Consider the following 14,002-nt stretch of genomic DNA (forward strand, 5'->3'; position numbering starts at 1 on the left):
GGGTAACCGTTCAAGGCAGGTTGAGTTAACAGGGCTCGCGGGTAGCCTTCATACAGCGGCCAATCAACGACGAAGGGCAGCAGTATGACGCACAGCATCAACGACATTCGCACGGCGATCCGTGAGCTCAGCGCGCGCGCGGAGTTGGCCCGAAAAGAAGGCAGGCCAGCGGACGCGGAGGAACTCGAACGGCGTGTTCAGGGCTATCGCGAGGAGCTTGCTGCCCGCCCGTGATCAGGCGCCGAGCCGACGGAATGTGCTGCGGTGAAAGACTATCGGCGGCACGTCGGCATGCACGGTGATATCGCTGACCCGCAATATGACAATGGTGTGATCACCTGCAGGCACCAACTGTTCGATGGCGCTTTCCAGCCACACGCTGGTGCCGGTGACGAATACCGCGCCCGACTCCCTGGACACCGTCTCCAGACCAGCGAACCGGTCCCCCGTTTTGGCGGCCAGTGTGCGCGCGGCCGCGTCGTGGGCTTCGCCGAGCACGCTGATGCCCAGCGCCGGCAGGCCCCTGAGCTTTGGCCACGTCTCCGATGTGTTCTGCACGCAGAACGACACGAGAGGCGGGTCCAGCGAAACGGGCACGAAGGTACTTGCCGCCAACCCCACCCGAACACCGTCGACTTGGGCGGCGATCGCGATGACGCCCGCAGGGAAATGCCCGAATGCCTCCCGCAGGCTGGTGGGACTCAGATCCTTCGACGCCATCGCTTCCATCTTCACACGCCGCGTCCGATGTGCACCGGCAGGTCATCGCCCCCTTGCCCGGCCGCCGCCGCACAAGATCGCTGGTCCCGACCCGTCCCTCGCCAACACGGGTGGCAATGAAATCTCGATGAATGCAAAGGACCGAATGCCCAGCCCGCAGCGGCAATGTCGCGGACGGCGAGGAAGGTGACCGTTCCGGGCCGCCTGATGCTGACTGTTCGGATTGCGCACCTCTGAGCGACAGTGCCGCTGCCGGCGACTTTGTCGCTGTGAGGTGGCAACCGAATACTTCTGGGGTCGGGGAACCGAACGACCAAGTCCCACAGCACTTATAGCCGGTGTCTTGGCGGGCGGTGTATCACCCGTTGATTAAGTTGTGGCGTGCTGCAGCCGCGGCCTGCAGTGCGGACAGAACGGATTTCACCGCGTCGGCGTTCTTGAGGACCAGAGCGGGTCGCTTGAAGGAAACGGCCGAAGCGGACGAGGTGTTCGGCCACGCTGGGGGAGCAGGCGGTGATGCTCGAGCAGGCCGCGCAGGTGAGTATATGTCGCCCAGTGCTCGGCGGTATCCAGGCTTTCGTGGGCTGAGCGCATTCTCGCCGGAGGACAGACCAGTGAGTAGGGCTTGGACGGTGGGGTATGGCGGCAATGAGCTGCGGCGCGCCGCCTGGCTATACCCGCTTCCTTCGTTGCATGTTCAGCTGCAGCTCGGTGAACTTCACGCCCAAACAGCCAACCAACGGCGGTGGATACCAAGGCACTCAGGCCGTGCATTCGTGTTCTTATGACGCGGGCGTGTCGCAGGTGCTCCCAGGCGTCGGACACTTCCACACAGCAGCGCGCTGGCGTGATTTCACGTAGCGCTGACTTGACGCTGCCGGCAGGCGATATTGCCCGCGTCCTCCACGGCGAATCACACGGCACGCATCGCGGTGCATCGGACACAACAAATGAGATGAACGGTGTCGGGATAGCAGCCCGAACAAATGCGACAGTTTCCGGTACAGAAATAGAGGTTCTTCTGTGTCAATCGCCGAGGCGGTGACTGCAATCGGCGGGGATCGGCCAAAAGCTGGCCGACCGGATGGCGCCTGAAGGGCGGGGCCCATCGGCAACTCGTCGTCTTCCCGCGAAATTCTCCGAGACCGTCAATTTTCGCGACCTACGACTCTGCCCGCGCATTATCGTGCAATTGAGCACGCGACAGGGGAGGCACGCGATGCGTCACGGGAATTTAGCGATGCGCCTGTTTGGCGGCTTCGAGCTTAGGTGTGATGGTCAAATCGTGAAAGTGCCGCAATCGGCGCATCGCGTGTTGAGCTTTCTGGCCCTCAAGGACCGACCGTTGCCGCGAGGTTATGTCGCCGACTCGCTGTGGCCCGACACCAGGGAGGACAAGGCATACGCGAATCTGAGGACCGCGTTGTGGCGCCTGCATTGTCTGCGCTTGGACCTAATCGAGGCGAGCCCCGGCGAAATTGCGCTCAACTCCGCTGTGTCCGTGGATGTTAGGACCGTGCATGACGCCGCATGCAAACGCCGGCGGAACGGCGTGCTGCCCCAACCTGAAGCTCTGGTTGAGATCCACGGTGAACTACTTCCCGGCTGCTTCGAAGCCTGGCTTACTTTTGAGCGAGAGCGCCTGCGGGAGGAGGCGGTCGAATTGCTCGAGGCAGCAAGTCGCGCCTGCCTAGTTCGCGGGCAGACACATCTCGCGATGATGCTTTGTCTGGGCGCCGTTGAATGCGATGCGCTCAGAGAATCTACGAATCTGCTGCTGGTACAAATCTGCGATCTGGCTGGGGAGCGGATACGCGCTATCCGACATGCGCAGACTTACGCCGAAAGGCTCAAGGAGGAGCTCGGCGTGTCACCGCCTCCGGTATTGACCGAGCTGCTTGACTGCTGTGCGAATCAGCGCAGCCGCTATGGCGATCAGCCGGGCCATTAAGCGATGGCATCTCACCGGGCGGGAACCATAAACATTGGCGACCGCGTCGGCGATTTCGACCCAGTGCTCGGTGCGGGCCAACAGGCTTTGCTCGATCTGCACGCCATTTGTTCCCCCTGCGGTGAGCCGGTTCACGATATTGGCCGGGTCGTCGCCGCCAAAGACGTCGCCTGCAGATGCGATCCGTACGGGTATGTTTGAGCTGGCGAGCACCTTCTCGATCTCGGCTGCCACATCAGCCTTCAACGACGACAGGCCTCCGACGAGGATCTCTTCCCGGTCGAAACCGTGGAAGGCGACGGCGTCGGTGAACCCGCGAGAAAGTATCGACCCCAGCAGCGGAAAGCTTCCGGGATCGATGTCGGTGGAAGTGATGTGCCAGGTTCGATTCGCGCCGCGTGACTGGTAACCCTTGCATCGCCAGACACTGACCGCCATCTTGCGCGCCAGACGGGATGCGACGCGTTGTGCCTGATCGTCGGTGTGGTTCTCGATGTCACCGCCGTGGGGCGCGATAGCGATCAGCGCGGTGTTCGCGCCGTCATCGCTGAGGCGTTCGACGTACTCGCCATTCGCCTCGGCCTCCTCGTCCGACATGGTCGGGTGAACGACCTGGGAATCGAGCTCGGCGTCGAATTCGTCGTCGGTGTCGAGTCGCCGGCGGCCCGTCAGCCCCATGCGGACAACGTCATTCGGGTCGTCCGAGGGAACATCGCTAACCGTGTACAGTGCATATCGTTCGTCGCTGCGGACGACCCGCACCTGTTGTCCAGCGTCGATGCCGATCGCGCTCAACGCGTGTGGATCAACCGAGCAGTGTTCCCGGTGTTGTCTCAATCTTCTTGTTTCGCAAGGCTTTTACTCACGTATACTGGATGTGTGGCCATGGCTACCACCTAGACGTTGAATTTGTTGAAAACCTCGTCCCACAACTTGTTGACGCTTTGCCAGTCCTCAACGGCCTCCCGAGTGAGCACGGGCTCCCATACGTAATGGGCTTCACGCCACGCTCGCCGAATTTGGGTAATGTCGGCAAACGGGTTTTGCTGTCCTCTCCAGCTCAGGTCCCGAAGTGAGGCTTCCTCGATGACGTTACGCGCGTTGATGGCCTCAACGAGTTTGCCGCGAGCAGGAGGGCCGATGACCGCCAGTGCTCGCCATGCGTCTGCGACGAGGATGGGCATTCGAATCTCTGCCAGTGCCTCGGTTCTCGTTTCCCCCCGGGGTGCCAACCGTTGGCCAACCAGTGCCGCTTTCTGTCGTGCCTCCAGTCGAGACCTATCGCGATCCCGCGCAGCTTCAGCATGGTCGAACAGCGAACTCCAGTACGCCTCCTGAGCATCTCGGACCTTCTCGCGTCTGGACTCCAATTTGGGTTCCACAGCGCGCGCGAGGTCCCAGAACTCATTCATCTTCTTGTCGTATTCCTTGCGCTTCTCTCTTGCGTTGATAACTGCGTCCGCCGCGTAGGCCGCGACAGTAAGAGCCGCCATCGGACCGCCTGCGGCGATCGCGCCGGCGACGCTGACGGCGTCCGACAGCTTCAGGTCGAGCGCGTCATATTGAGGCTTGTTCTTGGCCAGACGTTTCGCATCGGCAATCTCCTGCTTCAGCTCGGCGGTCGTCTGCCAAAACGCATGTCGCTCTCTCTCAAGTCTTCGGGCGGTGCTGGCGACACGGAAAACAAGTCCGCGCAATGCTCCCCGTTCCGCATTCGCATATTTCGCTTGTTCGTCTCGCCACTGCCGGTACAGGATCTTCTTGTCTGTGTCTTCGGGCCGGTCGGTTGTGGGCCTCAACGCGTGCTTCTGGCGCGACGTCATGAAGTCCGGAATCTCCGGTGCCCCGGCACTGAGCAGATCCTGCAATCGCCCGATCGCAGCCAGCACCTCGCCAAAATAGAAGGTGAAGTCGTTGTAGTCGGCGACAAACTCGCCGAGCCGACCGGAACCGAAGCGGGTCCACTCCCTACTTGCGCTTAACGGAGCCGGGGCACGGCCGGTCAGGCGTTGCTCGAGTCGGCCAATGACGCTGGCGGTCAGAATTAGACCAGCGGGGTGCTTTGCGGCCCGCGCTTTTTCGTTGGGCGTGTATTTTCCACCGTCGATCGCGTAGTCATCGACGTCCTCGGCCAGGGTCTCAAAAGTTGCTTGCGTGTCGTCCGTTCGCTCGATGTCGGTGACAGCAGTGGAAGAGGCGTCCGCACGGATGCCGCGGGCGAGTTCGGTTGGGGTGACATTAACCTGGAAGTGCATCGTGTCCTTGGTCAAGCGCCATCGGCCGCCCCACGTGAACACCTGGTGGCCGTCAACGGTGTGGATGGCCTCGATGGCCGCGATCTGCTCGGCGGTAAAGCTGGTGTCGGCGGCACCCCTACGAACGTCGTGGCACCGTTCTTCCTTCGTGCCGGCGGTGGAGAATCGAACCGCCCTACCGTCGGGCGTTGGTCGGTTGACGTTGCACGTTGGCCCGTCGTGGTCGATGTCGATCGCCAGGCCGTAAGCGTGCAGTGAGCGGGTGTGCTGACCGGCGATCTGCCGGCAGTTGTACACCCACGCGCGATGCGGCTGATAGCCAGCCGCCACCAGCACGCGTTCGAACACCCGCCAGGCATCGACGGTCTCGGGATTGACGGGCGTGTTCCATCCGAACAACGACAGCGCGGTCATCCGGTCGTCGGCACACTCATACGCCGACCACGCCTGGCGCAAACGCGCGGAGGCCAAAATCCTTGGCCGACCGCCATCCTGCTCGTCTTCGGCAAGTTCACGGTGGTCTGGCCACGCCTGCGGCGCCGGGTAAGCCGCGTGACGCGCTAGCTCCTCTGATTCGAACAGCCAATCGTCGTCGTCGTCCACGATCGGTCCTGCCCGTGTCGGCTGCGGTCGGCGAATCGTCTGCCCGCGCGGTCCGCGTCCTCGGGCATCCGTGATGCGTCGCGCGGAGAATTCCACCGCTCCTCCTTCGAACGGGACCTCGGCGACCTCGACGTACATGCCGGGTCCGGCCGCCTCCACCGTCAGCCCACGGGCGGCGAAAGTTTCGGCTGTCGCGACGTAGTCACCGACGATGACGCCCAAATAGTCGATCGCTTCCGCGGGCGCGCGGCGCACGAGCAGATCCCCCGGAAGCGGGCCGTCCTTTACCAGCTGCATGGGGTCGACCGCGTCGAGCGGGTCGTCCGGATGGTGTCCGCTGGCGCCCAGCGCGAGTGCTCGCAGGTCTTCATTGTCGCCGATACCGACGCGCGCGCCGAGTTCGCTGATCACTGCCCGGAAGCCGGCCACGGGATGCTCGGCGCTTCCGGTGAGAGTTGTCTGTTGTGGTGTGCCCATCTCGGCTTCCCCTTTCGGCCGCCGTGATTCAGAACTTCATGCCGACTGGACGGGGATCCCAGTCTCGCCAAAGCCAGTTCAGGGGCGGAATGAACGTTGCAGGGTTGTTGGCCAGATCGACAGAGGTCGTCGCATCCAGCACGGTGGGGCGTAATGTCCTGCGTAGTCCCCATGCGAAGGCCGCTTTGGAGTCGCGCAAGTCTCCGATGAAGAGCACATTCACCTTCGTCGGCTCGAAATCAACGACGCACAAATGGTTTTCGAAGATGTAGGTTTTCCGGCCCAGGTCACCGTTGAGCTTCCTCGCCGCTGCCCGCTGGGCGATCTTCGTGCCGTCGGGCATCGTTTTGTACTGGTTCTCGTACTTCGGAATCAATATCTGACCAACTTTGCCGGCGTCCGTGATGAGCAACTTGTTGTCGACGAACGCCGACTTCTTGATGTTCTTGATCGCGCTGCTGGTGATCTGAACGACCTGCATCGCCCATGCGGCGTTGCCGCGGTAGATCTCCTCGAGCGTCTTGGCGCCGGCATACAAGCCGTCGATGACGAATCCGTGGTGGACGTCACCCGACAACACAATCAGCGCTGGCGCATTGAGAAGTGAACGCACGAACCAGATGAGGTCGGGACGCTGATCGGCGTTGTTGCCGTAGAGCTCGTAGTCCCCCTCGTAGCGGTCCCGCGGCCACGGATGGTACTTGTTTTGCACGTAGAACGTGCTGCGATGGCCCAGCAGCGGAGTGGGCAGTACGATCGTCAGCGGTTCACCGCGGGTGAATCCGCCGCCGGCCACCAAGCGTTGCAGGTGCGGATAAACACTCTTCCCGCTCAGCACGGTCTTGCCGTTGGGCAGAAATTCGCGTCGGGTCCGAGTGTCGACACATAGCACCGGCGGCTGGGTGGGTGCCGCGTATGCCCAATACTGGGCGTGAAGAGTGTGATCGAAGCTTCTCGCGGCGGGACCGGGGCGGCCCTTGGATGCTGACATGTCGGCGAGGTGCTGTGTCACGGTGGAGACGAAGTAGGCGTCGAACTGACTCGGGTCGTTGCCCCAGGCCTGGAAGGCCCAGTACGCAGCCAGTCCGTTGCTGATGATGCGCCTTGCCATTGGGTTGTTGGTGGCGGTGCTCCAGTCGCCGTCGAGGTTCCAGTCGTCGGTGATCTCATGGTCGTCGAACATCATGTATGTCGGCATGTTCGCCATCAGGCGGCGCGCCGCCTGGGCGCCCTCCGCGAAGCCAGTGAGGTTGTCGGTGTCGTCATCATCGGAGCCAGGCTGCTCGCTGACGTAGCGTCTCCACAGGTCGGGGTTCCAGACCAGCAAATACATGGCGGCGAATTCGGCGAACGAAAGCAGGTGACCCTCACCGTCTTCGGTGGTAAACCCGATCCGGCCGGGAACGTCACGGTCGGAGACCGCCGGAACGTTGGGGCGGGATGGCTCGCCGGGAGAGCCGGCCTGCGCGGCATTCAAAGCGACCACCTGATTTAGTGTTAGGTCATTGTTTTTGGGTGGGCGCCGGGTGAGCCGTGCACGCGCGGAGGCGAACCACTCGCTCACCCACGACATGCCGCGCCAGTCGTTCACCTTCAGTTGCGCGGTAGTGATGCCGCGGGTACCGGTGGGCGGTGGCAGCTGCTCGTCGTAGCCGAACACGTCGGCCGCCAGCCGACGAACCGCTTGAAAGAGCGGGTAGGCGACGTCGTCGGCGTAGATCTGATCGCCGGTCAGGAACAGCGCCGTGGGCCGCTTGCCGGTGGTCCCCTTGGACACCTCCCCTTCCACCCACTTGTCGAACACGACACAGGCGTCGGCTCCGTAGCCGCCCGGGCGTCGGCATGAGCCGTGCGCGATGCGGTTCTTGCTGCGCGAGCCGAGCCGGAAGGTGGGGCGGTCGAAGGGCTTGTATGCGATCCCGGAAAGGGTGAGCCGCGACGTTCGGTTGGGTAGGCCGATGGTGAAGTTATACCCGTAGATGGGTCCGGTCTCGAACTTCTGGTTCGTCGGCCGCGCGGCGACGATCGCGACCCACATGTGCTCGCCGAGGCGGGCCACTTGCGGCGTGGCGGGCGCGAGTGCCATCCGCCCGGCGAGGGATCCGTCGGGGTTGTAGACCGTGACGTCCGGCGTGAAGGCGCTGATCTCCTGACTGCAGGCGATCCAGAACCACACGGCATCAGCCTCCGCCCGCCGAACCATCGGTCCTGCCAGCACCTCCGGGAGCGCCACCGGCCCCATCGGGGTGAGCTGCAACGGGGATTGCAACGGCGACTCCCCGGCGGCTTCATCGCCGAGGACTTCAACGTCGGCCACGCCGCCGACGGACTGCTCCTCTCCGGCGAACCACTCCTCGGATTCAGATGGCTGCGGGTTAGGGACCCATTCGTCGGCGGAGGTATTCATCGTGAACTCCGAAGTGTCATAAAACGTTTCACCGTCGTGATCGTCGAGGACCGCACGCTCGGCTGCGACCGGATCGAGGTAGCCGGCTCCGACGCGATTCACGTCGACATGGTGTGGGCCCAGATGCGGGCGGCTCGCGGTGGCCAGCAGGATCGCACGTACGTCGTAGACGTCCAGCGTCTTGTCGGCCGCGCCGAGCATGACTGCCACGATTCCGGTCACATGCGGTGCGGCCATGCTGGTTCCGCTCATGACCGCTGTCGTCGGACCGGGTGTGCCGCCGCGCGGGGTCGAACGCGCCGCGGGGATGCACACGCCGGGTGCGACAATCTCCGGTTTGACCAAACCAACCACTGTCGGCCCGCCGCTGGAGAACACAGCGATGGGCCGGTCCGGGGAGTACGGATCGTAGGCTCCAACCCCAATTGTCAACCGCCCGTTGGATAAACTGCCCGTAGTCGTGCGCGGATCGTCGTTGTCCGGGACGAACCGGGGCCGGGGTCCGCCCTCACGTTCGATCCAGGAGTAAAACCTTCCGTCTCCCGCAGGCACCGATTCGGCGGTCAGTTCAACGACCCAGTCACCGCCCGGCGCGCGGGGGGCCAGCAGCAGGTTGATCAGATGGCGCCCGTTGCGGGCCGACCGCACGTGGTACAGGCGACCGATCGGGCCAGGTTCGTCACCCAAGGGAACAACGCCTCCCGGCCTGGCCGAGCCCAAAGCCGAACCGTCCGGGCCGAATACCGTCACCGTGAACCGGTCGGCACCGGAGTACCAGATCTCCAATTCGCTCGGCGTGGGATCCGCACGGGGCACCCGGACCGTGAGCTTAGCCTGCTCGCCCTGGCGCAGGCGACCGTGGCGGTGAGCACCAGCCCTGGCATAGTTGCCGGCGCTGAACACGACGACTTTTTGATGACCGAGCTCGATCGCCTGGTCGATGGCCTGCTCGCCGAGCGAACTGCCGTCATGCGACCCACCTTGGGCACCAATGCTCACGTTCACGACAGTGGGGCGGTCGCCGGCCGTTGCGAACACGAAGTCGAAGGCTTCAACCGCGCTCGCGGAGTCGCCGAGGTTCGCAGGACCGACCACTTCGGCGGTGTGCGCGAGATGGACTGCCAGAAGGTCACTTTCGGGTGCCACGCCGCTCATCCCGCCGTCGTAGACACTCCCGGCGGCGATCGACAGGACATGGGTGCCGTGGGACGGCCCGACGCGTTGGCCGGTCTGCGTGTCGACGGTTGCCGCGTCGGCCGGATGGTAGCCAAGGGCCGCGTAGGGATCGGAACTGGCCAGTGCGCGCTCAATATCGCCACGAGTGAAGATTCGCCCATAGCCCCAGCGGTTTTCGCGTCCGCCACCCTGCAAGCCGCGTTGATCCCACAGGGCGACAAAGCGGGTGCTGCCGTCGGGACGCCGAAACGCCGGATGGGCAATATCAAACCCGTAGTCGATCGACGCGACGATGACCCCGGCGCCGGCGCCGCGCAGTCCGTCCGGCCGGCGGGTGTACCCCGTGGGCTCTGCCTGCCCGTCGATATCGACCGCCTCACCGAACCGGTCAGGCGGGATCGGTGGCCGCAGTTGACGGACCGCCTCCAGGTCGACCGCTGCCGGGCAATCCGCCAGCCGCTCAAGGTCTTTGCGTTTGGCCCGCAAGGTGACGATGTCACCGAACCGGGACACTGTGCGCACTCCGGGTGGCAGAGCCTGGGTATCGATGACCCGCGCGATCAGCGCGATTTCGCCTTCTTCATCGCCGGCCCGCCGAGCCTCGGCAAGTGCGGGGTCATAGACCTCGACCGGTGCGCGACCAACACTCATCGGCCGTCGTCTCCAATTGGCCGTCGCTACTTGGTCTTTGACGCCGTTCCGCTGCCGGTTGTCTGCGCCTGCTCCAACGCCTTCACGCGTTGTTCGAGGGAGTCAAGTCGTGAAGAAGTGGAAAGGCTCACCGCGGCTCTGGCCGGCACGAAGTCGATGTTGCGCTGGCGCAGACCGGCCTTCGCCGCACGCTCCAGCAGCACAGGCTCGATGTCGGCCACCCACTCGCGCGCCTCGGTCGCCGCTGTATCTCCACCGGCCTGCACCGCCAATTGGGCGGTGGCGACCAGTGCCGCGTCGACATTGACCGCCCGCGCCGCCGCGCGCTGCTCGGAGGTCGGCTGCACGGCCGCCGGAGCGTCGACCGCCGCTGCCACCGCCTGCAACACCGGATCCAGCGCTGGCCGGTTGATGACGTTTTCGGCCACACCGCCCGGATCGTTGACGGCTTGCTTGGCCAATTCCAGCGCCGCCGCGGGATCCTGCAACGCCGCGGCCGCCGCCACAGCGCGGACCACCTTCTCCTCGCGACTGGAGCCAAAGAACCGTGGGACCTGTGCGGCGCCACCAATCGGGATGGTCACGCCGCGCGCCGCCGTCGGGGATTGCGCCGAACCGTTGAGCGGAATCTGCACGCTCATTGCCACGCCTCCTACCCTGTCGGCCTAGGTTGTCCCGCCCAAGGCGCCCTTGAGGATTTGGGGATTTTGCAGCAGCAGGCCGGCGACGCCGATTAGCGCCGGATTGCCCAGCGCACCCTTCGGCGTGCCGAAGAAGCCGCTCTTGTACGACCCCCTGAGCACCTGGAACACGTCGACTCTTCCGTTGGCCAGATCGAAACTTTGCGCCAGGTCAAGGGCGCCATCGATCTTGCCGAGCTTTTCCAATCTCGTGATCGCGGACCTGTCCCGCGCGATAACGCCGACGGCCTGGTTCACCTTGCCTTCCAAGGCGTTGATGCGGTCGTTGATCGCCTTGATGCCCTGACCGTTACGCTGCATCTCCGCGGCGGGGGCCGGTGTACGTGAGGGGGCTCGACCCCTGCGCCCACGGCCGCGGCGGCGCTCGGCGAATTCCTCGCCGTCGGCCTCCACGAGCGCATCGAGCATCTCATCGGCTTGCTCGGTGTCGTATTCAGCGAGTGCGAATTCCGGTTCGGTCATTGTTTTGCCTCCTCATCGGGGAACCGGACGGAAGTGACGGCGTCTGCACGTGTAGCGGTCATCCGCTCGACAGCGGGCCTGACGAGCTCGTTGTACAGACGCAGATCGGGCAGGTTGGCACCCGGGCGGCCCTGCCCGGCGCAGACGGGGCAGAACTCGTCTCCGCCCCAGCACACCCGGCACGCCCCGAGTGCCGCGGCGGCAGAATCGTTGACCTCACGAAGGTCGGTCACCTCGTCACGTAGGGCCTGCAACTCGGCCATGCCCGAGTGTTGTTGCTGCGCTGGCGCATCGAAGTCCGTTGTCGGGGCCGGGCCGTGGTCGAGCCCTTCGAGCAGCTCCAGGAATTCGATGACATCGCGCTGCTCCGGGGACAGCGTCGTTTCCGCCAACAGCGGGCGCATCGCGGCGATGCCGCCGCCGGACTTGAGTGCGTCCATGACCTGGCGCATGACCGGCGAGCGGGCCGCGGTGTCGACGGAATCGGTGTCAGTCATTCGGTCCGCCACCCGTAGGCGACCCGCTCGTAGGTACCGATCGGGATTTCCTCGGCCTGGACCGCCTCGCGCAGATCTGTCAGCAGAATCGCCGCGCGTTCTGCGGGATTCGCCAGATCGCCTCGTGGCCAACCAGAATCGCCGTAGAGGTAGTCGGCGCTGGCCTCCGTTGTCGTATCCTGCTCGGCAGCCATCGCGGCGTATTCGGCGATCGCGTTGGCGAAGGCGGCCGGCGGAACCTGTTTGTCGCCGACCGACACCGTTGACCGGCCGGCGGCCTGCATCAGGATGGCCAGAAGCGCGTCGAGCGTCGCCCGGTTGGTGAGGAGTTCCAGTAGCCCGGCGGCCGCGGCGGCCTGTGATGTCATTGGTGGACTCGGCGCCGTCGTCAGTGGGGCGGGCGGCTGCACGGCGGTCGGCGGCTGGACCTGAGCCGATAGCGGCATTGGCGCCGCCGGGGCCGGCCGTGGGGCCAATGCGCCGGTGGCGCCGAGCGCGGCGCCCGCCAGGGCACCGTATGGTCCGCCAATGCCGGCACCGGTCACGGCGCCCTGCACGGCTCCTGGCAGTGCGCGCGAAGCGATCGGCGCAACCTCGTTGCCGAAGCGTTGCAGGGTTCCCATGAAGGACTCGACGTCATCCGGATCGGCGTCGGGAAACAAATCCTCCAGCATCGATTCGAGCGCGCCGTCGTCCACACGCATACGCTGCTCACCCATGACGCGTCGGATGGCTGGATAATCCGTGTCCGTAATCGGCACACCCCTCATGCTGGGGCCCCCTTCGCAACCCAAGGACCCAATTGTTGCGCATCGGCGTCACGACGCCGTCGCCGCCGCGGTGACGCTCGGGTGACGCGTCTTGCCGCGATGAATACGGTTGATTTCAGTGACGATTTCGAAACCCACGACATGAAACCTAAGCGCCCAGAGTCGCGACTTGCCGACAGAAAATCAGTAAGCGCACGGGATTTCGCGTCAGTTTTGCCGCCCCTACTAGCCGTACAAACGTGCCACAGCGGTCTTGCAGCGATGTACATGATGCAGCGGTCGCGGCCGCGGTCACCGAAACCGTCATCGCCATCCCGATACTCACCGGCGATCCCGACACAGGACTCGGAGTCATGGTCGACGACGACCACCGGGCCGCAACGCTTGATCACAACCGTATGAGAAATGCACCCGCGTCACTTCGAGCGGACCGTCGGCACCGAGGTACTCACCGACGTCAGCAACATGCTGTTTCGCATGCTCTCAACATCAGACCCAGGCCTTGGTGGCGGTCGCTGACGTTAAGCCTGCTAAACCAGGTCCAGCACAAAGTGAATACAGCGTCCGTACGCTCATGGCTTGAGCACCACTCGCAGTGCGCGCCCGTCGATTTGTCGGCGGCAACGGGGAATGCCTCGTCTGGCGCATCGTCGAGCGGAACCGAGGGCTCGAGGGGTTTTGGTGGTGGCTCAGTTGGTATTGGGTGGCGGTTCGGGCTCGTAGGGGTCGTACCACCACCAGTCGGCGCGTTCACCGATCGGCCCGTTCCAGGGAGCGACATCTGGTGGGGGTCCGGTGGGTGGACGGGCCAGTGAGGCGGAGGTCTGTGGGTGGCCGTCGCTGTCGGTGACGATGAGCTGATCGGCGGGGCCGGTGAGGGTGATGCCCGCCGCGGTGGTGCATGCGGTGGTGATATGGACACAGCAGCACCAGGTTGTCCAACTCGGTGCGCCCGCCGTCTTCCCAATGAATGAGGTGGTGGGCGTGCAAACCCCGCGTCGCGCTACACCCGGGCACCGCGCAGGTGCGGTGGCGATGCTCCAACGCCCGCCGCAACCGCCGATTGATCGTGCGTGTCGCGCGCCCGGCGCCGATCACCTGCCCGCAGCGTTCAAACCACACCTCACACGTCGCATCACAGGTCAGATACTGGCGGTCGGCGTCGGAGAGCAGCGGACCCAGATGCAGGGCCGCGATGCGCGCCTCGACATCAACGTGCACCACCACGGTGGTGTGCTGGCCGTGGGGGCGGCGCGCCGCCTCGGCGTCCCAACCGGTCTGCGACCAGCCGCATAAACGCTGCCGAGTTCGTCGGCGCCGAACCACCGCCAT

10 protein-coding genes and 1 pseudogene are annotated in these 14,002 nt (G+C 64.5%); 2 read left to right on the forward strand and 9 right to left on the reverse strand.

Annotation, left to right across the window (positions count from 1 at the left end; genetic code table 11):
• Positions 1–84: 84 nt before the first annotated feature.
• Positions 85–234, forward strand: coding sequence for a hypothetical protein (locus ACGFK1_RS27735; protein ID WP_393437206.1), 150 nt, complete (start codon positions 85–87; stop codon positions 232–234).
• Here ACGFK1_RS27735 and ACGFK1_RS27740 read toward each other — a convergent pair whose 3' ends face one another.
• Positions 235–720, reverse strand: a complete 486-nt coding sequence (locus ACGFK1_RS27740; protein ID WP_393437209.1) for a flavin reductase family protein — start codon at positions 718–720, stop codon at positions 235–237.
• A 1,219-nt stretch (positions 721–1,939) separates the two neighbouring features.
• Here ACGFK1_RS27740 and ACGFK1_RS27745 point away from each other — a divergent pair.
• Positions 1,940–2,671, forward strand: coding sequence for a BTAD domain-containing putative transcriptional regulator (locus ACGFK1_RS27745; RefSeq protein ID WP_393437212.1), 732 nt, complete (start codon positions 1,940–1,942; stop codon positions 2,669–2,671).
• On the opposite strand, the gene ACGFK1_RS27750 is transcribed toward ACGFK1_RS27745, so the two are convergent.
• The 8 genes and pseudogenes from ACGFK1_RS27750 to ACGFK1_RS27785 form a co-directional block, all read right to left on the reverse strand.
• The gene (locus ACGFK1_RS27750) at positions 2,591–3,466 is read right to left on the reverse strand and encodes a poly-gamma-glutamate hydrolase family protein (protein WP_393437215.1); all 876 of its coding nucleotides are present in this window, start codon (positions 3,464–3,466) and stop codon (positions 2,591–2,593) included. The two genes, ACGFK1_RS27745 and ACGFK1_RS27750, sit on opposite strands and share 81 nt — an antisense overlap.
• Before the next feature lie 101 nt (positions 3,467–3,567).
• Positions 3,568–5,529 carry a M15 family metallopeptidase gene (locus ACGFK1_RS27755; RefSeq protein WP_393437218.1) on the reverse strand — a complete coding sequence of 654 codons (1,962 nt, stop codon included), beginning with the start codon at positions 5,527–5,529 and terminating at the stop codon, positions 3,568–3,570.
• A 505-nt stretch (positions 5,530–6,034) separates the two neighbouring features.
• The gene (locus tag ACGFK1_RS27760) at positions 6,035–10,240 is read right to left on the reverse strand and encodes a S8 family serine peptidase (RefSeq protein ID WP_393437221.1); all 4,206 of its coding nucleotides are present in this window, start codon (positions 10,238–10,240) and stop codon (positions 6,035–6,037) included.
• Between the two features lie 26 nt (positions 10,241–10,266).
• Positions 10,267–10,881: a hypothetical protein gene (locus ACGFK1_RS27765; protein ID WP_393437224.1), complete on the reverse strand. Its 615-nt coding sequence runs from the start codon at positions 10,879–10,881 to the stop codon at positions 10,267–10,269.
• 24 nt (positions 10,882–10,905) lie between these two features.
• Positions 10,906–11,403 (reverse strand): hypothetical protein, encoded by a 498-nt coding sequence (locus ACGFK1_RS27770; RefSeq protein ID WP_393437226.1) that lies wholly within the window; start codon positions 11,401–11,403, stop codon positions 10,906–10,908.
• Complete coding sequence (locus ACGFK1_RS27775; protein ID WP_393437229.1) at positions 11,400–11,900, reverse strand: hypothetical protein; 501 nt, start codon at positions 11,898–11,900, stop codon at positions 11,400–11,402. Before ACGFK1_RS27775 ends, ACGFK1_RS27770 begins: the two co-directional genes overlap by 4 nt.
• Entirely contained in the window at positions 11,897–12,604 is a 708-nt protein-coding gene (locus tag ACGFK1_RS27780; RefSeq protein WP_393437232.1) for a hypothetical protein, read from the reverse strand. The genes ACGFK1_RS27775 and ACGFK1_RS27780 overlap by 4 nt, the downstream gene beginning before the upstream one ends.
• Before the next feature lie 755 nt (positions 12,605–13,359).
• Positions 13,360–14,002: pseudogene (locus ACGFK1_RS27785) on the reverse strand (DUF222 domain-containing protein); the annotation flags it as partial.

The organism is Mycobacterium sp. NPDC048908 (genome assembly GCF_043197955.1).
Classification (GTDB): Bacteria; Actinomycetota; Actinomycetes; order Mycobacteriales; family Mycobacteriaceae; genus Mycobacterium.